Genomic DNA, 20,422 nt, shown 5'->3' on the forward strand with positions numbered 1-20,422 from the left:
AACGAGAGTTATGTTATTTATAAGTTATAAATATTTTTTTCAGTCGTTTTTTTACTACTTTTGAAAACGTTTTCCCCATGCAAAATGAACAAACGAGTAAAAATAGCGATTCTGATAGCCCTTATAGGAGTAATTGCTATTCTGGCATTACAGGCATTATGGGTATCGACATCGTACAAACTGGAACAGAAAAAACTTATCCAAAGAGCCGCCCCATTAACTGAAGAAGCCGTACACGCTGTCATTTTAAAGAATTCACATACCTGGTGGCATGTAATACAAAATCAATATGGTAAAAATATAAAACCATACATAGGCGGTTTTAATTATGAGGATAGTACAGTCACAATAAAAGTCTATAATTCAGAAACCGGCCTCTATAATCTATTCGGCAGAAAATGTTCAAAAACAGACTTGGCTAAATATGGAATGGGATCACATATGCTTTATCATGTATGCGGATTAGATATGAACCAATTCAATCAACAGTTGGACAGCATATTTCGGGCAAACGACATCCAAATTCCTTATATTATTGAAAAAGTAAATACCCAGACCGGACGGGTTGAAAAAAGTACGAACGACGAGTTGGACGATGGCGTTTTTACGGTTGTCTGCGACACTCTGCACCTGGGGATAACTCAAACGGACGGCGTCGTTGTGAAATTCGACGGCTCCTATTCGGGAATGTTCGCCCAGATTCGTTTTATCCTTCTGTCGTCGTTTGCCATCACGCTGTTGGTGGCAGTGATTCTGTTCGGCATTATCCGGATCATCGTTTACCAACAAAAGCTGTCGGATTTTCGCGAGAACTTCGTCCGGCATATGATTCACGAAATAAGGAATCCGATCGGTTACCTGAAACGGGTTCTGAATCTTTCCTCCCGGACCAACGATGACAAGAACCTGCAAACGGCATCGAAAAAGATCGGCCATATCAACCTGCTGATCGAAAAGCTGCTTTCGACAACCTCGAACAGCCTGAAAATCCAAACCCAGAAGATCGACATCCGATCCGTTCTGGAAAACATCCGGGAATCCTATCCCGATGCCGATATAAGATTGGAAATCGCACCGGACATCTCAACGTTCAAAGCCGATCCCTTACACTACGGCAACGCTTTGCTGAACCTGGTCGACAACGCCATTAAGTATTCGCCCGACGAAAAACGGGTTCTGATCCATTGCTATAAAGAAAAAAGGAGTGTCTGCATCCTGGTTCAGGACTGGGGAATAGGCATCCCGCTGGAATTCCAGTTGATGATTTTCGACCGGTATTTCCGGGTTCCACTCAAAAAATCGGTCAATGTCTCGGGATTCGGCCTGGGGCTCGGCTATGTCAAAATGGTCGCCGAAGCGCATGGCGGAACGATCGCTTTTTCAAGCATCTATAAACAAGGCAGCGAATTTATAATATGTATTCCGTATGACAGCGAATAAATGTACCATTTTATACGTCGAGGACGATGTCGATTTTGCAGAACTCAACATCCGATGGTTCGAACAGCAGGGATACGAAATAGTACATGCCCCGAACGGAGCCGAAGCGATCAAAGCATTCAAAGAAACGGCTCCGGACATCGTCCTGCTGGACATCATGCTTCCCGATATGATGGGATTCGAAGTATGCAAACAAATACAGGAGATCGACGAAAATATCCCGGTCATTTTCCTGACATCGTTATCCGACACCAAGAATGCAATCAAGGGGCTTGAGTCAGGGGCTTACGATTATATTCGCAAGGACACGGACCTGGAGGAAATAGAGGTGCGCATCAAGGCGATCCTGGCCCGTACCGGATACAACAACATAGTTCCCATTACGGACACCTGCCACATCGACAACAGAAAACTGGCGGTTGTCATCCAGGGCAACGAGTATCCCCTCAACAATCGAAGCATCCGGCTGCTGCAACTGCTCCTGCAACAGAAAAACCACATCTGCGAACGGGACTTTCTGACGGCGAAGATATGGGGCGACAACAAGATCAACGCCGATATTTACCTCAATCAGTCGATAGGTACTTTGCGGCGTATATTATCCGCCGACAAACGGATAACGTTGAAGTCGTTCCGGAATACCGGCGTCATGCTGGAAATCGACAAATAAACAGGACCTGCCGTCCTGAATGCGAAACGACGCGGCGACCTCCCGCAAAGCCCGGTTCGCCGGAAAGGAAATCCGGACGGCGGAAACGAAATAATTTACGCTATTTTTGCGTTATCAGACGTACGCCCCGATGTCCCAACGCAAGATTATCCATATCGACATGGATGCTTTCTACGCATCCGTAGAACAGCGCGACTGCCCCCGATACCGGGGCCGTCCGATTGCGGTCGGACACGACGGGCCGCGCGGAGTCGTCGCCACGGCAAGCTACGAAGCCCGTCCCTATGGAGTACACTCGGCCCTCTCTTCCGCATTGGCCAGGCGGCTATGCCCGGAACTGATCTTCGTCCCGGCACGGTTCGATGTCTACAAAGCCGTTTCGCAGCAGATTCGCGCCATCTTCCGTGAATATACCGAACTCGTAGAACCCCTTTCGCTCGACGAAGCGTTCCTGGACGTAACCCATGCCCGCTCGGCAACGCTGGTCGCCCGCGAGATCAAAACGCGCATCTTCGCTGAAACCGGATTGACGGCTTCGGCCGGAATCTCGGTCAACAAGATGCTGGCAAAGATCGCCTCCGACTACCGGAAACCCGACGGATTGTTTACGATTCCGCCGGACCGGATCGAGGAATTCGTAGCCGGGCTGCCCATCGAGCGCTTCTTCGGCATCGGCGAGGTAACGGCCGAAAAGATGCACCGCCTCGGTATCCGTACCGGAGCCGACCTGCGTCTCTGGAACGAGGCGGCACTCGTGCAGCATTTCGGAAAAGCCGGACACAGCTATTACGGCTATGCCCGGGGTATCGACGAACGGGAAGTTACGCCGAACCGCATCCGCAAATCGCTCGGCGCAGAAACGACCTTCGAGGAGGACACGGACGACCGGGAACAGTTGCGCCTCGATCTGTCGGCCGTACGCGAGGAGGTCTGGAACCGCCTGATGCGGCATGAATTCAAGGGTAAGACCGTGGTCCTGAAAATCAAGTTCGACAATTTCAGGCAGATAACCCGCTCGAAAACCCTTTTCGCACCGGTCGATTCTTCCGAAACGCTCCGGCAGGTATCGGAAGAACTGCTGGCGGCGGTGGATTTTCACGGGCGCAAAATCCGGCTGATAGGCCTTACCGTCGGCAATTCACCGGAAGCCTGCGCAGAGTGCGTGCAACTCCGTTTCGACTTCGATAATCCGGAACCGTAACAACCCCTGTCATCACCGGAAACGGTACGACCTTTGCACCGCTTCGGCCAAAACGAAACGATGAAACGTACCGACGACCAAAAAGCAAAACGACGTGCGGCCGACCTGCCGCAGGAAACCACCGTAACGCAAATCACCCCCGATGACATACTCGCCGACGGCGGCCCGATTGCGCCCGCAACCGACGACGGCACTCCGACCGAACGGCAGTTGGAGGAGGACGTAGTAACGGTCAACCCCTCCATCGACAGCATGAAAAGCCGGGGATAACAGCTTATTGCAAACGCTCTGTTCCTTCCAGTTTATAAAACTACCCGGCTGCTCGCAGGAGCAGCCGGGTAGTTTTACTGTTGAAAACGATTATTCGACCAACTGGAAGGGAGCATCCGCATCGCCGGTCCACCGATAAAGGCAGACGGTGCTGCTCTGCTGTTTGGTCTCCTTCGACCGGGCGTTCTGCGAGATGTAGAAATAACCTCCCCCGAGCGGACACAGGCCGGTCGTTCCCCATTTGAAATCCCAGCCGTAGATGCCGTCGGCCGATTTTCCGGCAGGAAGCAACGAGAGCACCTCGCCTTCGGTAGGCGTATCGAAACCCTGCAAAAGTTCCTTTCGGGCGGGTTTGCCGCCGTCGATCACAAAGAGCGAATAATTGGGGTATTGGGATTTTTTACCTTTGTAAACCGCGGCATAGCAGTTTCCCGACGCCGGATCGTAAGCCAGGTTCTGGATTCCCCACGAGGTGTTGCCCGTGCGGACGAAATACTTGCGGTCGGGCGTCGCAGGACCGCTTTTATGGAGATTGTTCTGCGAAAGCGGCTGCTCGAAGCGCTTCCAATCCTTCGTATCGTAAGCGAGCAGTACCTGGTAATCGTTGTCCGTACGCAGCGTGTCGCCGTAAATGCCGTAAGCCACATAGAGATAATCGCCGCCCTCCTTGCTGCCGAAGCGGGGTGCGAACGTCACGCCGTCGATACCCGAGCAGCCGAACCGGTGCTCGACCGTCCGACCGCCGTTCTCCGCCGTTGCGAAATAATCGTCTACGGCCTCCTTGATATAGACGGTCGTCATCACATGGTCTTTTTCGGCATCCATATCGGGACGATCGATGCGGTCTACATCGAAAATAGCAACGTAGAAACCCGTTTGGTCCTTTTCATCTTCCGGAGCGACCTGGCCGGCGTCGAGCGTCTTGCGGATGCCCTTGCCAATCACATCGTCCTTGTATTCGAGCGAACCGTAAACACGTCCGTCGGCAGGATTCATCGTCAAACAGCCCAAATGGCCCGTCACACCGTCCACACTGCCGATCAAATTACCTTCGAGGTCCATCTTCAGCAGTTTGGTCGTAAAAGAGAAATAAATGTAGCCGCGTTCGAGGTCGACGGCAATGCCCTGCACATGGAACGGACCTTGCTCGCCCGAGCGGATTTCACGCGGGAGTTTACTCAGGTCGGGGGCGTTTTTCGCACGATTAGCGCCGGACGGGCAGGCCGTCAGCAACAACGGAACGATCAGCAACGGAAGCAGACGTTTGAAGTTCATCGGAAGTTTTTTTACGTTAGGAAACAGTTTGTTTGCTTTTTCGCAACAAATATAAACAAAAGCAACCTAAAATACAACCCGAAACGAAATAAAAAGAAAGAATCCCCGACTTGAAGAAGTCGGGGATTCTTTCTTCTCAGACGTTTGCAACGAACTCTTCAAGGGCGGCAAGGTCGACCGCCAGCGGTTCGGAGGACTGGGGCCGTTGCGTGAGTCGTTCCAACCGCTCCGGAAGCGGAACCCGGGCTCCGGTCACCGACTCGATGACCTCGCCGAACTTGGCGGGATGCGCCGTAGAAAGGTAGAAACCCGGCTTATTCAAAGCCATCGAAGCCGCATAGCCGACAGCGCTGTGCGGGTCGGAGAAATAGCCGTAACGCTCGTACAACTCGTCGATCGTGCGGCGGATGCACGCATCGTCGCAGCGGAATCCCGCCAGTTCGGCGCGCAGCATCTCCGGATCTCCGGCGCAGAGCCACAGCATCCGTTCGAAATTGCTCGGCGCACCGACATCCATCGCATTGGCCGGGGTCCGCACCGAAGGCCGCGGGCGATAGATGCCCGTGCGGATAAACTCGGGTACGACATCGTTGACGTTCGACGCGGCGACGAAGCCCCCGACAGGCAGCCCCATGCGCTGGGCCAGCATACCTGCCGCGAGGTTGCCGTAGTTGCCGCTCGGCACTACGACGACAGGGCGGTCGCCACCCGTGGCCTGCCGCCACTGGCAATAACCGTAGAAATAGTAGAACGCCTGCGGAATCCAGCGCAGCAGGTTGATCGAATTGGCCGACGTTACCCGCCGCCGGGAGCGGAACACCGCATCGGCGAAGAGTTCCTTCACGAGCCGCTGGCAGTCGTCGAACGTTCCGGCCACGCGCAGCGGATGGATGTTGCTGCCGAGTGCGGTCATCTGGCACTCCTGCAGGCGGCTGATTTTCCCTTCGGGATAGAGCACCACGACCTCGACGCCCGGCACGTTGTAGAATCCGTGCGCCACGGCACTGCCCGTATCGCCCGACGTGGCGGTGAGGATCACCAGTTTTTCATCGGCGGCGCCCAGCAGACCGATCATCCGGCCCATAAACCCGGCGCCGAAATCCTTGAAAGCACAGGTCGGACCGTGGAACAGTTCCAGCGTATAACGCCCCCGCCCGACTACGCGCAGGGGTACGGGAAAGTCGTAAAGGCCGTCCAATTCCCGCTGCATGACCTGCGAATCGAAATCGTCGCCGAAGAACAGCCCGGCCAGATAGCCCGCCAATGCGGGATACGATTCAGCGGCCAGACGCTCCACCTCCGCCATGTCGGCCTGTGGAATCCGTTCCGGAACAAACAGTCCTCCGTCGGGAGCCAGTCCCATCAGCGCGGCCTCGCGCAGCGAACAGCCGTGTGCATATTCGGTATCTCTCGTACTGTAAAATTTCATCGTCGTCCGTTTTTGTTATACGATAACCCGCGCCCCGGCATTCGACACACGGCCCGCATAGATATTACAACCGATTCCCTGCCCTTCGAAATGCCGCTTCATCGCTTCAGAAATCCGCACGGCGATCTCGTAATTGGATGCCAGGGCAAAAACCGAGGGTCCCGATCCGGCGATATTCATGGCCAGCGCGCCTCCGGCCAGCACCTGCTCCTTCAACGCATCGTAACCGGGAATGAATCCCTTGCGGTAAGGCTCCGCAACGACATCGTGCATCGAACGGCCGATCAGCGCCACGTCCCTCAATGCAAACCCGGCGACCAGTCCGCCGACGTTGCCCCACTGCGCAATGGCATTCGACAGGGGGATCTGCTTGGGCAGAACCTCGCGCGCGTCCTTGGTGCTGACCACGATGCCGGGATGCGCCACGGCATAGAAGAAGTTATCGGGCACAGGCAGTCTTACGATGTCGAAAGGTTCGTAACCGCGGACCAGCACCACACCGCCCAACAGGGCCGGACCGACATTGTCGGCATGGGGCGTGCCACCGTTCAGCGCTTCGCCCATCATGGCGAACTCCACCAACTGCTTGCCCGAAAACGGACGGCCCAGCAGTTCGTTGATACCATAGACCGCCGCAGCCGACGACGCGGCGCTCGACCCGATACCGCTGCCGGGAGCGATCTTCTCGACCAGTTCGATTTCGACACGCACGGGACGGCCGTATGCTTCGAGCATGGCCCGCACCGCGGGCGTAATGACGTTACTCTCGATATCCTCGGGGAGCTCCACCCCACTGCGGTTGCGGATTTCAAATCCTTCGGCATTCTCCTCGACACCTACTTCCAGCACATCGCCCACTCCGTCGAGCGTAAGGCCCATTACGTCGAAACCGCATCCCAGATTCGCAACCGTTCCCGGCGCGAAAACCTTAATATATTTCATAACATTTTTTTTGATGAATTAAACTACCGTTATCTGATTTCCTGCTTCCGCTCCCGGCAGCCTCGGCCGGAATATGCATACATGTATGCGACGGATATTGACTACTGAACCCCCACAGGGGTCGTGGTAGTCGTCGTGGTAGTTGTGGTGGTCGTGAAGATACCGGTATAAACACAGCCTACGGGATTGCCGATAAATCCGCAACCTCGTCCTGTCGTCGTTATATGCCGTTTGGTAACCATCATCGGCAAATATAAAACAAATATTTTAATAATCCAAATCGTTGTAACAATTTGTAAGCACCCCGCAGCCGCACAGACAACCCTTTATATATATAGGAGTAGCACAAAAGGACCGTAAAAGACGCTTCGGGAACAAAAAATGAAAGCCATTCAGTGCATTCCAGCCGGGACAGATCGCAAAAAGCCCCTAAAACCGCACTCGGAGGCCAAAAACAAGCTTTCGGATTGTAAGTAAATACGAGATATCACAGACAGTTACGAATCCAAGAAGAGGATATGCTTCCGGACTGTTACAATATTAAATTTTTTTAGGAAATTATTTGTTCAAATAATTTAATATCCATACCTTTGGTCCAGACAAAGAAGAAAAACCGGCAATGAACGCCCTGAATCATTCGAATATTATCGTCATTACCCTGCTGCTCGTCGTCCTTAGAAGATAACGGGAGAAAGGTGGCGTATATATTTGATCGACAAAATAAAGCCTTTCTCCCAACCGGGGAAAGGCTTTTTTGTTACAGGGCCGCAGTCCGGCGGGAGACTGAAACGAAAACGGAAAGATGAAACACACACTCAGAAGCGCCGTCACGACGACGGGCCGCCGGATGGCGGGAGCCAGGAGCCTCTGGCGCGCCAACGGCATGCGCGAAGAACAATTCGGCCGACCGGTCATCGGCATCGCCAATTCGTTCACCCAGCTCGTACCGGGGCATGTGCACCTGCACGAGATCGGACAATATGTCAAACAACGCATCGAAGCCCTCGGGTGCTTCGCTGCGGAGTTCAACACCATCGCCATCGACGACGGCATCGCCATGGGCCACGACGGTATGCTCTACTCGCTGCCTTCGCGCGAAATCATCGCCGACAGCGTCGAATACATGGCCAATGCCCACAAGGTCGATGCACTGGTCTGCATCTCCAACTGCGACAAAATCACGCCCGGCATGCTGATGGCCGCCATGCGGCTCAACATCCCCACGGTCTTCGTCTCGGGAGGACCGATGGAGGCCGGAAAATTCGGCGACCGCAGCGTCGACCTGATCGACGCCATGGTGATGGGCGCCGACGACTCGTGCAGCGACGAGGACATCGCGCGCATCGAACGCTGCGCCTGCCCCGGCTGCGGATCGTGCTCGGGTATGTTCACCGCCAACTCGATGAACTGCCTCACCGAAGCGCTGGGACTTTCGCTGCCGGGCAACGGCACGATCGTCGCCACACATGCTTCCCGCCGCCGCCTGTTCGAGGACGCCGCGGCGCTCATCGTCCGCAATGCCGAACGTTACTACTTCAACGACGACGATTCGGTGCTCCCGCGCTCGATCGCCACAAAGGCGGCTTTCAACAACGCCATGTCGCTCGACATCGCCATGGGCGGTTCGACCAACACGGTCCTGCACCTGCTGGCCGTGGCCCACGAAGCCGGGGTGGATTTCACGATGCAGGACATCGACCGCCTCTCGCGCCGGGTTCCCGTGCTCTGCAAGGTCGCACCCAACTCGCACTACCACATCCAGGATGTCAACCGCGCCGGAGGGATTTTCGCCATCCTGGGCGAACTCGACCGCGCCGGACTGCTCGACACCTCGGCGCAGCGCGTCGACGGGCGCACGCTCGGCGAGGCCATAGCGGCCTGCGACATCCTCAGCCCCACGGCTTCCGATGCAGCCCGGCGCCGTTCGCTGAGCGCCCCGGCAGGTCATTACAGCCGCGAACTGGGCGCCCAGCACTCCTATTACGAAGAGCCGGACACCGACCGCACGGCGGGCTGTATCCGCGATGCAGAGCACGCCTATTTCCGCGACGGAGGACTGGCCGTACTGACGGGCAACATCGCCCGTTCGGGCTGCGTGGTCAAAACCGCGGGCGTCGACGAGAAACTGTTCGTCTTCCGCGGACCGGCACGCGTCTACGAGTCGCAGGAACAGGCCATGAACGGCATCCTCGCCGACGAGGTGCAGGCCGGCGAAGTGGTCGTCATCCGTTACGAAGGCCCCAAAGGCGGGCCGGGCATGCAGGAGATGCTCTACCCCACGTCGTACCTCAAATCGAAGAAACTCGACAAGGCCTGCGCGCTGATCACCGACGGGCGTTTCTCGGGCGGCACGTCGGGCCTTTCGATCGGCCACGTCTCGCCGGAAGCCGCCTCGGGCGGGGAGATCGCCATCCTGCGTACGGGCGACGAGATCGAGATCGACATCCCCGCACGCACGATCCGCCTCGTAGCGGACGACGCAGAGATAGCCGCCCGCATGGCCGCACAGAAACAGTTCCGCCCCGTAAACCGCAACCGCCACGTACCGACCTCGCTGCGCGCCTATGCGCAACTGGTCAGTTCGGCCGACAAAGGCGCAGTACGCATCATCGACGAAGACGAAGAATAAAACCGCATCGACTATGAATACTCCCCAATCCTCCCGCCCCGAAGAGCGACGCACGGCCTCCGACCCCGTGATCACAGGATCGAAGGCCCTGATCGAATCCTTTTTACACGAAGGTGTAGACATTCTCTTCGGCTACCCCGGAGGCGCGATCATCCCCGTTTACGACGCGCTTTACGACTACCGCGACCAGTTGCGGCACATCCTCGTCCGCCACGAGCAGGGCGCCGTCCACGCCGCACAGGGCTATGCCCGCGTCAGCGGCCGCGTCGGGGTCTGCCTCGTAACCTCCGGCCCCGGGGCCACGAACACCGTGACAGGACTCGCCGACGCGCTGATGGACTCCACGCCGCTGGTGCTCGTCACCGGGCAGGTAGGCTCGTCACTGCTGGGAACCGACGCTTTCCAGGAGACCAATTTCGTCGGCATCACGCAGGCCGTCACCAAATGGAACTGCCAGGTCAAGCGCACCGAGGATATTCCGGCGGCCATCGCCAAAGCCTTCTACATCGCCCGTTCGGGCCGTCCGGGTCCCGTCGTAGTCGACATCACCAAAGACGCGCAGTGCGGAACGGCCCCCTTCCGCTACGAAAAAATCACGTCGATACGCAGTTACATCCCTTCGCCCGAGCCCGACGCAGAGCGCATCGCCGAGGCTGCGCGGCTGATCGACCAGGCCCGCCGCCCGCTGGTAATGGTGGGCCAGGGTGTCGTCCTGGGCAATGCCGAAGCCGAATTGCAGGCACTGCTCGACAAGAGCGGCATGCCTGCCGCCTCGACCCTGCTGGGCCTCTCGGCCCTGCCGACCGACCACCCGCAGAATGTAGGCATGCTGGGCATGCACGGCAACTACGGCCCCAACATCAAGAACCAGGAGTGCGACCTGCTGATCGCCGTAGGCATGCGTTTCGACGACCGCGTGACGGGAAGCCCCGCGCATTTCGGCGCCAATGCCAAGGTGATCCACCTGGAGATCGATCCCGCGGAGATCGACAAGATCGTCCATGCCGACGTTCCTGTCGTGGGCGACGTGAAACGGTCGCTGCCGCTCATCACCGAACGCATCCGCAAGCGCGACCACAGCGAATGGATCGCCGGATTCCGGACCTGCGACAAGATAGAATACGAAGCGGTGATCCGCAAAGCGGTGCATCCCGCCGAAGGGCGTATCCGCATGGGCGAGACGGTCGACGCCGTGAGCCGGGCCTACGGCAACGACGCGGTGCTGGTCACCGATGTCGGCCAGCAACAGATGAACGCGGCCCGTTATTTCGGATTCCGCCGCAGCCGCAGCATCGTCACCTCGGGCGGTCTGGGAACAATGGGATTCGGACTTCCGGCGGCCATCGGGGCCAAACTCGGCGCACCCGACCGTGAAGTGGTGCTCTTCGTCGGCGACGGCGGCCTGCAAATGACCATCCAGGAGCTGGGCACGATCTTCCAGTCGCACGTTCCCGTGAAAATCGTCCTGCTGAACAACTCGTTCCTCGGGATGGTCCGCCAATGGCAGGAACTCTTCTACGACCGCCGCTACTCTTTCACCGAGATGGTCAACCCCGATTTCGGGCTGATCGCCCGCGGCAACGGCCTCAGCTACCGCTGCGTCGAACGGCGCGAGGAACTCGGCGAAGCGATCGCCGCCATGAAAGCCTCGGAAGGCGCCTTCCTGCTGGAAGTACGCGTCGAAGGCGAAGAAAACATTTTCCCGATGGTCCCGGCAGGCGCCCCCGTATCAGAAATCCGGTTCGAGTAAAATGCAGAAACCTATGGAACAAGAGTACATCATCACCGTATTTTCGGAAAACAAAGTGGGCCTGCTGAGCCAGATCACCACCGTCTTCACCTGCCGCGACGTGAATATCGAGAGCCTCACGACCTCGGAATCGGCGCTTCAGGGCATCCACAAATTCACCATCGTGGTCCGCACCACGCCCGACCAGGTCGACAAACTCGTACGGCAGGTCGAGAAGAAGATCGACGTGCTGAAAACCTTCGTCTACACCTCCGACGAGGTGGTACAGCAGGAGATAGCCCTCTACAAGGTCACCCGCAGCCGGAATGTCGAACAACTGGTGCGCAAGCACAACGTCCGCATCCTGGAGATCGACGAGGACTACATCGTCGTCGAAAAAACCGGACACAAGGCCGACACGCAGGCGCTGTTCAAGCTGCTGCAACCCCACGGCGTACAGCAATTCGTGCGCAGCGGCACGGTGGCCATCATCAAATCGCGGCGCGAACTGCTGAACGAATACCTCGAAGAGATCGAACGACTCAACAACAAACAACATAATTAATCAATCTTAAATCACAAAAAACTATGGCACAGATCAATTTCGGCGGCGTTGAAGAGAACGTCGTAACCCGCGAGGAGTTCCCCCTGAAAAAAGCGCTCGAAGTCCTCAAGGACGAAACCATCGCCATCATCGGCTACGGCGTACAGGGCCCCGGACAGTCGCTCAACCTGCGCGACAACGGATTCAACGTCATCGTAGGCCAGCGCGAAGGATCGAAGAGCTGGGACAAGGCCGTTGCCGACGGCTGGGTTCCGGGCGAGACGCTCTTCGGGATCGAAGAGGCCGCCGAGCGCGCCACGATCATCCAGTACCTGCTCTCCGACGCCGGACAGATCGCCGTATGGCCAACCATCAAGAAGCACCTCACGCCGGGCAAGGCGCTCTATTTCTCCCACGGATTCGGCATCACCTACAAGGAGCGTACGGGCATCGTGCCCCCGGCCGACGTGGACGTGATTCTGATCGCCCCGAAGGGTTCGGGAACCTCGCTGCGCCGCATGTTCCTCCAGGGCCGCGGACTCAACTCCAGCTATGCGGTATTCCAGGATGCGACGGGCCGCGCTTTCGAGCGCGTCGTGGCGCTGGGTATCGGCGTGGGTTCGGGCTACCTGTTCGAAACCGATTTCAAGCGCGAGGTTTACTCCGACCTGACAGGCGAACGCGGAACGCTGATGGGCGCCATCCAGGGCATCTTCGCGGCCCAGTACGACACGCTGCGCGCCAACGGCCACACCCCCTCGGAGGCCTTCAACGAGACGGTCGAGGAGCTGACGCAGTCGCTCATGCCGCTCGTCGCCGAAAACGGCATGGACTGGATGTATGCCAACTGTTCGACCACGGCCCAGCGCGGCGCGCTCGACTGGTGGAAGAAGTTCCGCGACGCCACGAAGCCCGTTTTCGAAGAGCTCTACAAAGAGGTGGCCGCCGGCAACGAGGCCCAGCGTTCGATCGACCTGAACAGCAAGCCCGATTACCGCGAGAAACTCAACGAGGAGCTGCGCGACATGCGCGAAAGCGAGATGTGGCAGACCGGCGCCGTTGTACGCAAGCTGAGGCCCGAGAACAACTAATCGCATCTGCGACCCGGTTCTTTTTGATTCAAAATCTTGGCCGGACGGAATTTTATACGTAATTTTGTACCTGCAAATGAAGCAGGTCCCTGAACGGGAGACGAGTTGGGAAAGCAATTTGCCAACTCGTCTTTTTTTAGATGAACTAACCATAAAACCGCGATAAAATGTATAGTTACGACAACCGGGTGGTCATCACCCTCGACGCAGGCGGCACGAATCTCGTGTTCGGCGCCATGCAGGCCAATAAATTCATTGTGGAGCCCATCACGCTGCCTTCGAACGCCAGCAGCCTGGACAAATGCCTCGCTACGATGGTAGAAGGTTTTCAGCAGATTATCGCCCGCCTGCCCGAGAAACCCGTGGCTATCAGTTTCGCGTTCCCCGGCCCGGCCGACTATCCCAACGGCATCATCGGCGGTTACCTCCCGAACTTCCCTTCGTTCCGCGAAGGCGTGGCGCTCGGACCGTTCCTCGAAGCCAAATTCGGTATCCCAGTTTTCATCAACAACGACGGCGACCTGTTCGCCTACGGCGAGGCGCTGGGAGGCGCACTGCCCGAGGTCAATGCCCGGCTGGAGGCGCTGAACAGCCCCAAACGCTATAAAAACCTCGTCGGCTACACCTTCGGCACGGGTCTCGGCGTCGGCATCGTGGTCGACAACCAGCTTAACCGGGGCGACAACTCGTGCGTCGAAACTTTCTGCCTCAAGCACAAGAAGATGCCCGAAATCATCGTCGAGGACGGAGCGTCCATCCGGGCCGTGAAACGGGTCTACGGCGAACTGACGGGCAACCCCGACCACGGGCTAGAGCCGAAGGATATCTGTGAAATAGCCGACGGAACGCGCGAAGGCAATGCCGAGGCCGCCCGCAAGGCTTTCGCCGAAATGGGCGAAATCGCCGGCGACGCCATGGCTACGGCCGTGACGCTGATCGACGGTCTGATCGTCATCGGCGGCGGCATCACGGCAGCCCGCAAGTGGATCATGCCGAGCCTGTTGAAGGAACTGCGTTCAAAGATGCACACACTCACCGGCGACGAACTCAACCGGGTGCAAATGAAGGTTTACGACCTGGACGACGAAGCCGAATTCAAGGAGTTCGCAACGGGTGCACAGCGGCCGTTGCAGGTCTACGGAACGGACCGTTACGTAACCTACGACCCGCAGAAACGCATCGGCGTGACGATCTCGAAGCTGGGGGCCAGCCAGGCCATCTCGGTCGGCGCATATGCTTTCGCCCTGAGCCAACTGGATGCAGAAAACGCATAAATACAAAGTCATGTACAAGTTTCAACCGATTTTAAAATCCCTGATCTGGGGCGGCGAGAAGATCGCCCCCTACAAAGGAATCAGCACCGACCAGCGCAACATCGGCGAGAGTTGGGAACTTTCCGGCGTAAAGGACAACGAATCCGTCGTCGCCGAAGGCCCCGAAGCCGGGACGACGCTCCCGGGTCTGATCGCCCGCCACGGCGCGGCGCTGCTCGGCAAAGAGAACTACGAACGTTTCGGCGAGGAGTTCCCGCTGCTGATCAAATTCATCGACGCCCGGCAGGACCTCTCGATCCAGGTGCACCCGAATGACGAACTGGCGTGGGAGCGCCACAAATCGAAGGGCAAGACCGAAATGTGGTATGTGGTGTCGGCAGACAAGGATGCGCACCTGCGTTCGGGATTCTCGAAGCAGGTGACCCCGGCCCAATACGAGGCCAGCGTGGCCGACAACACGATCACCGACATCCTGGCCGACTACAAGATTCATCCGGGCGACGTTTTCTTCCTGCCCGCAGGCCGCGTGCACTCGATCGGAGCCGGTTCGTTCATCGCCGAGATCCAGCAGACCTCGAACATCACCTACCGCATCTACGACTTCAACCGCCGCGATGCCGACGGCAACACCCGTGAACTGCACACCGAGCAGGCGAAGGGCGCCATCGACTACACCGTGCTGCCCGACTACCGTACGCACTATGAAGCGGCGCAGGACGCCCGCGTGGAACTGGTTTCGTGCCCCTATTTCACCACGTCGCTCTACGACATGACCCGTCCGCAGACGCTCGACCTCGCGGCGCTCGATTCGTTCGTCGTGGCGATCTGCATCGAGGGACGCGGAACGCTCACCGACGACAGCGGTGCGACGGTGACGGTACACCAGGGTGAAACGGTCCTGATCCCGGCCTCGGCCCGGTCGCTTACCTTCACGCCCGACGGGGGCATGAAAGTCCTGACGAGCTGGATCGGCTGATTCTTCCCACCCCAATAAAAAACTCCGGCCTGCTTTTCGCAGGCCGGAGTTTTTTCGTCGCGGCAGGCCGGAATTACTCCGCCTTGAACCACGCCTTCGTGTCGTAGGTCGCTCCCGCACCCGTCTTCACCACCGAAGCATCGACCGGGAAATACCCTTTCGCCGCATTCATCGACGAGAACGGCACTTGCACCCCTTCGCCCATCTGGTTGTTCTCAGGAGTGTAGTTTCCGGTATGCTTCACCGACCAGAAATTAACATTGGTCTCAACAGGCGTCGTATAGAGGTAGTTATACGACACGTCCGCCTTATCATTGGTGAAATCCGCCGTATTGTAGACCGCTGTCAGGTAGTTCTTGGCGCTGACCCCGGTGTAGTAACCCACATTCTTGGTCACGGTCAGCCCGGCAAGAATATACGCGCGGACCAGGATATTGGGCTGGTAAATGTCATAGAGCGTATTCTCCGTAATCTCAATCCGGAGGTTCTTCGTATCGTACTGCGCATTGTTTCCGCATTGCAGGATATAGGCCTGCGTCGGCGCGGTTGCATATAGCACGTTATTTGTCAGCTTGATGCTCTGCATCGGATAGCCTCCGGCCTTGGCGGTCGTCGTGATCGCATACAGCGCCGGCTGGTCCCCTGCGCCCGCAGGATACATGACGAACGAATTGTCGACCAGAATGTCGTTGAAACTCCAGTTCGCATTATTGTCGTAGATGAAGTAACGCTTTATGTCGAGCGTACAATCCACCAGCAGCAGATCGGGGTTCAAGTTCTGCGCATTAGTCGTCGTGAAGGTGTTGGAGGTGTTTCCGATCAGGTGGAGGTTCATTACGGCCACATTCCGGTTGCAACGCATCTCAGGCAGGGTCAGCGCCGCCTGTTCGCGCTCCTTGTAACGGCCTACCAGCACGAGATCGGCCGTTCGTCCGGCATTTACCGAACCTCCGTCGACCGTATGAGCCAGCGCCGACTCATCCGAGTTGTCGACAAAGATCAGGCCGCCCGCCTGGAGAATGGCAGCGGTAAGTTCCGCCGGTTTGAGCAGTTGCGCATCGGGATAAGCCGTCTTGTTGATCGTCAGGCTGCCCAGCGTGATGTCTTTCCCGTCCTGATAATCCTGATAGTAGTCCGTCTCGGTGGAAACGGGAGGCGCCGCCGTCGTATTCTGCACGCTTGCGACCTCGCTCGTCAGTTCACCGGCATAGGCAACCACATAGATCGTGTAGGCCGTATTCGCCTCCAGATTTTCGACCGTCACACTCGTACCCACGCCGGCCGTACCGTCGGCAAGGACCTTGGCAGCGTCGGGGGCCGCCTCCGTCGATTTCTGGCAGATGTATTTCCAACCGTCGGCATTGGCCGAAGGAGCGATGTCGAAGGTCAGTGCCGACTGCGTAGGCTCTACCGTTACAGAAGCAGTCACCGCAACCGTCGGGGCGACAGGCGCCGTCCCGGAACTCTCGACCTGAATCTTGGCGACCGTCGAAAGTCCGTTGGCCGCAAATGCTTCGATAGCCACGTCTTTCGACGTATCGGCCGTAGCGCGGGTCGTGGCGGCAGGCGCCGTCACGATCAGTTCGGCCTTCTCACCGACAGCATCGGTAAGGCGTGCCGTCCAGCCTTCGGGGGCCGACAGCTTCGTCTGCTCGACGCCCTTGATCTCCACGTCGAAACGCTTGGTAGCCCCGGCGTCGAACGTCTGCACGCCCGGGGTCGGCATAACGATCCGGCAGAAGAAATCGCTCAGGATCGGGATGCGCAGTTCTGTACCGTCGAGCAGTTTGATGTAAAAATCGTCGCCGTCGACCTTCACCGTATCGAAAAACTTGTCGGTCACCGTGCCCGAACCGATGGCCTCGACCGGTTTTTTATTGGTGTCGAGCACATTCTCGAAGGTCTTACCGCCGTCGTAGCTCACCTGCCAGTAGCCGGTAGCCTCGTCAATGCGGAACTGGGGCGTCGTGCCATCCTCGGCCACAGCCTTGACACCGAGCGACGTAAAGGTCGCACCGTTGTCGGTCGAGACCTGCCATTCGCCCTTGTCGCTGATCGAAATGATCGGAATCACGGCCTCGGCCTCGCTGCCCTGCACCAGTTCGATAATCTCACCGTTGGTCAGCGTGATGGTGTATTTGCCGCCGGAGTTCTCGACCTTGGAGATCGTGGCTCCGCCGTAGAGTTTCTGCAACGCCTCGATGTTGCCGTTAAGCGCGTCGACCTGCGTCTCCAACGCCTGCACGCGGCTCTTCAGGTCGTCGATCGCATCCCACAGGTCGTCGTTGTTGTCGCACGACTGGAATACCGCAGCCACCGCGACGAAGAACAGGATCAGATACTTTTTCATAATTTATCGTGTGTTTTATTTATTTTAAAGAATTGAGCCATGCAGGAACATACCCCAGCCGTTCGCGCAACTGCGCTTCGTAGAGCGACAGCGGTTCGACGGCTGCACCGTTGCTTTCGAGGTATTTCACCTGTTCGGCGCTTTCGTCGAAAGCGACCGACGCACCGTGGAAACCGACGATGATCGGCGGCATGGTTTTCCACCACTTGTCCGAAGAGAGCCACCACTTGAACGGACCGGCTCCGAAATCGTGTGCGGCACGCGTAGCATTCAGGTTCCAGATCGTCAGGTCGCCCAGGTGGTTGGGTACGTTGGTCTCGTCGCCGCCGAAACGCCATTGCACGAATCCGCCCGTACAACGGTCGACAAGCGTAGCGCGCGGCTGTTTGGAATGCGATTCGAAGAAGGCGTCGTCGCCCCACGTGTTGTTCCACAGTACGGCCCCCAGCGAGGTGTTCGAGACGCCCGAAGCGTGATACTGTCCGGCATTCTCAAAATACCCCGTACTCGTATAGGGAGGCGACACGGCCTGCCCGCGGCTGTGGTCGTAAACCTTGCCGATAAAGATACGCGAGGACGACTGCGAACGTACGCCCGAATGGCCGCGGTTCCCGCTGATCTCGATGTCGTAAGCCGAGCAGTTGGCGCTCGACACGATCGAAAGCGCTTCGCTGACGCCCTTGAAATCGACGCGGCGGATCCACGAATTCGTCAGCCGCATCATGTTGAGCGGCTTGTAAGCCCCGTCGTCCTGCCACGAGGCGTGATGTCCGAAATTCTCCTTCGAGCGGCCCTCGAAGGTCACGTCCTCGACGCCGACGTTCTCGTAATGCGGAAATTTACGGATTTTCCAGTTCCATTTGGCTTCCACGGCGTACATGATCGGCTCGGCGAAGGTCAGGCGGTTGCCGCTCACGGATGCCACCTGGTGGTAATCCTCGACCGTAACGGTCAGGATATCGGTCATGTTGCCCTCGACCCGGTGCGGTGCAAGCTCCTGGGCTACCAGCACCGGATCGTTGTTCGAAAGCGAGAGGCACACCCAATCGCCCGACGAAATGCCGGCCGCCGAGGCCACCTCCACCGAGAACGCGCCGCGGGGCGCATCGCCCGTCACGGCCGTAAGGTCCGAAAGCCCCGAATTGTGCTTGATATTGATCATCACGGGCGACGACCACATGTTCTGCGGATTGGCCGGAAGATTCGGCGTGTCCATTACCAGCGTCGTCTTGCCGCGGCCTGCGCCCTTGAGCACGAAATTGCCGCCGCGGATGAAAATCTCCTCGCTGACGTTGTTGCCCTTCGAGTCCTTCTCCGACTGGTTTACCGCCGAAGCATCGTAGCTGTTGTCATCGTCGTCGTGGAGGATGAAACGCCCCTCGGGAAAATAGATCACCGCCCGGGCATTGGCGTTGGCCAGATTGGCCCCCGCATCGCTCTGTCCCGAGAGTTTCAGCTCCTTGAGCAGCTTCACGAACGCTTCGCGCGACGACTTCACTCCCGTGGGATCGGCGCCGTAATCGACGACGTTGTAAATTTTATAGCCCAGTCCCCAGGCATCGGCCGGAGCCTCTTCGCCGTGTTTATAACCGGCATACGAATAATCCAGCAGAACGTTATCCGCAGTTCCGGCCTTAAAATTTTTCCACGCCTCGGCGGCGTTGGCATCCATCTGCTCATTGAGCAGCGTCACTTTCAGCGTTACGAGTTTCCGGTATTTCCGGTCCGAATAGATCGTCATCGAAACAGCCGCCTCCTGCGAAGCGGCGTTGAACGTCGCAGGGGCCGTGACGGTCAGCGTCGTCTCGCCGAGCACCGCCGACCACCCCGCAGGGGCGTCGATCACCGCTTCGGCGACCCCCGTCTGCACGACCTCGAACGCCCGGGTCTCCCCGAGGAAGAACGTCTCGTTGTCGGAAGCCGTCACCGTCAAGGAAAACTCGTCGAGGACGGGAAGCGTGAGCTTCTCACCGCCGAGCAACTCGACGGAGAGCAGGCCGGTCTTCGTATCGTACACCACCGACTTGAAAGCCGAACTGTAACTGACGACGACCTTGTCACCCACGGCATTGACAGGCTTGTTATCCTGCAAAAGCAGTGTATAGGTCACTCCGCCGTCGAGGCTCACGAGCCACTCGCCGTCGGCCGAAACTTTCAGTTGCGGGGTAATTCCTTCGGCGCCGGGTTCGTGCTCGCCGCCGGCGACAGGCCATGCCGAAACATATTCACCGTCGACTTCCAATCGCTTGGGGTTTGCACCGCCTTCGAGACTTACAGTCCAGTAGCCCTCGGCGTCGATACCCATAACGGGAACCAGCGCCTCGATCTTCTCGCCGAGGATGACGGGCAACCTGGTCCCGTCGCTCAGTTCGATCTCGTAGCCCGTGGCATTGGACTTGACGCCGACGATAATCGTCGATTCGTCCATCAGGCGATGGAGCGCCTCGATCGAGGTATTCACGCTGCCGATCTTCGATTCCAGCGCGGCCACGCGGTCGCGCAGGTTTTCGATCTCGTCGCGGATACCGTCGGTATTTTCACACGATTGCAGAACCAAGGCCGAAACCGCTGCAATCCACAAAAACAATTTGTTCATATCCGA

The 20,422-nt window shown here is 57.8% G+C and carries 15 protein-coding genes; 10 read left to right on the top strand and 5 right to left on the bottom strand.

Annotated features, from left to right (window positions below):
* Positions 1 to 84: 84 nt before the first annotated feature.
* From I2E69_RS01270 to I2E69_RS01285, 4 genes are all read left to right on the top strand, one after another.
* The gene (locus tag I2E69_RS01270; RefSeq protein ID WP_195458335.1) at positions 85 to 1,440 is read left to right on the top strand and encodes a sensor histidine kinase; all 1,356 of its coding nucleotides are present in this window, start codon (positions 85 to 87) and stop codon (positions 1,438 to 1,440) included.
* Positions 1,427 to 2,110 carry a response regulator transcription factor gene (locus I2E69_RS01275; RefSeq protein WP_195458336.1) on the top strand — a complete coding sequence of 228 codons (684 nt, stop codon included), beginning with the start codon at positions 1,427 to 1,429 and terminating at the stop codon, positions 2,108 to 2,110. The genes I2E69_RS01270 and I2E69_RS01275 overlap by 14 nt, the downstream gene beginning before the upstream one ends.
* Positions 2,111 to 2,240: 130 nt before the next feature.
* Complete coding sequence (gene dinB, locus I2E69_RS01280) at positions 2,241 to 3,311, top strand: DNA polymerase IV (RefSeq protein ID WP_195458762.1); 1,071 nt, start codon at positions 2,241 to 2,243, stop codon at positions 3,309 to 3,311.
* 60 nt (positions 3,312 to 3,371) lie between these two features.
* A complete protein-coding gene (locus I2E69_RS01285; protein WP_195458337.1) occupies positions 3,372 to 3,581 on the top strand; it encodes a hypothetical protein in 210 nt (69 codons plus the stop codon).
* Positions 3,582 to 3,671: 90 nt separating this feature from the next.
* Here the strand turns inward: I2E69_RS01285 and I2E69_RS01290 are convergent, their stop codons facing one another.
* From I2E69_RS01290 to I2E69_RS01300, 3 genes are all read right to left on the bottom strand, one after another.
* A complete protein-coding gene (locus I2E69_RS01290) occupies positions 3,672 to 4,856 on the bottom strand; it encodes a hypothetical protein (protein ID WP_195458338.1) in 1,185 nt (394 codons plus the stop codon).
* A 136-nt stretch (positions 4,857 to 4,992) separates the two neighbouring features.
* Entirely contained in the window at positions 4,993 to 6,285 is a 1,293-nt protein-coding gene (gene thrC / locus I2E69_RS01295; protein WP_195458339.1) for a threonine synthase, read from the bottom strand.
* A 15-nt stretch (positions 6,286 to 6,300) separates the two neighbouring features.
* A complete protein-coding gene (locus I2E69_RS01300; RefSeq protein ID WP_195458340.1) occupies positions 6,301 to 7,227 on the bottom strand; it encodes a homoserine kinase in 927 nt (308 codons plus the stop codon).
* A gap of 802 nt (positions 7,228 to 8,029) precedes the next feature.
* Between I2E69_RS01300 and ilvD the strand changes: the two genes are divergently transcribed.
* The 6 genes from ilvD (at position 8,030) to I2E69_RS01330 (ending at position 15,470) form a co-directional block, all read left to right on the top strand.
* The gene (ilvD, locus tag I2E69_RS01305) at positions 8,030 to 9,856 is read left to right on the top strand and encodes a dihydroxy-acid dehydratase (protein WP_195458341.1); all 1,827 of its coding nucleotides are present in this window, start codon (positions 8,030 to 8,032) and stop codon (positions 9,854 to 9,856) included.
* A gap of 13 nt (positions 9,857 to 9,869) precedes the next feature.
* On the top strand, positions 9,870 to 11,606 hold the full coding sequence (gene ilvB, locus I2E69_RS01310) for a biosynthetic-type acetolactate synthase large subunit (RefSeq protein ID WP_195458342.1): 1,737 nt from the start codon (positions 9,870 to 9,872) through the stop codon (positions 11,604 to 11,606).
* 13 nt (positions 11,607 to 11,619) lie between these two features.
* On the top strand, positions 11,620 to 12,150 hold the full coding sequence (gene ilvN, locus I2E69_RS01315; protein ID WP_195458343.1) for an acetolactate synthase small subunit: 531 nt from the start codon (positions 11,620 to 11,622) through the stop codon (positions 12,148 to 12,150).
* Positions 12,151 to 12,173: 23 nt separating this feature from the next.
* Entirely contained in the window at positions 12,174 to 13,220 is a 1,047-nt protein-coding gene (gene ilvC, locus I2E69_RS01320; protein ID WP_195458344.1) for a ketol-acid reductoisomerase, read from the top strand.
* A gap of 167 nt (positions 13,221 to 13,387) precedes the next feature.
* The gene (locus I2E69_RS01325; RefSeq protein ID WP_195458345.1) at positions 13,388 to 14,494 is read left to right on the top strand and encodes an ROK family protein; all 1,107 of its coding nucleotides are present in this window, start codon (positions 13,388 to 13,390) and stop codon (positions 14,492 to 14,494) included.
* Between the two features lie 10 nt (positions 14,495 to 14,504).
* Positions 14,505 to 15,470 (top strand): type I phosphomannose isomerase catalytic subunit, encoded by a 966-nt coding sequence (locus I2E69_RS01330; protein ID WP_195458346.1) that lies wholly within the window; start codon positions 14,505 to 14,507, stop codon positions 15,468 to 15,470.
* Between the two features lie 73 nt (positions 15,471 to 15,543).
* On the opposite strand, the gene I2E69_RS01335 is transcribed toward I2E69_RS01330, so the two are convergent.
* Together I2E69_RS01335 and I2E69_RS01340 are read right to left on the bottom strand one after the other, a co-directional pair.
* The gene (locus I2E69_RS01335; RefSeq protein ID WP_195458347.1) at positions 15,544 to 17,820 is read right to left on the bottom strand and encodes a PL29 family lyase N-terminal domain-containing protein; all 2,277 of its coding nucleotides are present in this window, start codon (positions 17,818 to 17,820) and stop codon (positions 15,544 to 15,546) included.
* A gap of 19 nt (positions 17,821 to 17,839) precedes the next feature.
* Positions 17,840 to 20,416: a DUF4955 domain-containing protein gene (locus I2E69_RS01340; RefSeq protein ID WP_195458348.1), complete on the bottom strand. Its 2,577-nt coding sequence runs from the start codon at positions 20,414 to 20,416 to the stop codon at positions 17,840 to 17,842.
* Positions 20,417 to 20,422 lie beyond the last annotated feature (6 nt).

The sequence above is a fragment of the Alistipes sp. D31t1_170403_E11 genome, assembly GCF_015553985.1.
Taxonomy (GTDB): domain Bacteria; phylum Bacteroidota; class Bacteroidia; order Bacteroidales; family Rikenellaceae; genus Alistipes; species Alistipes montrealensis.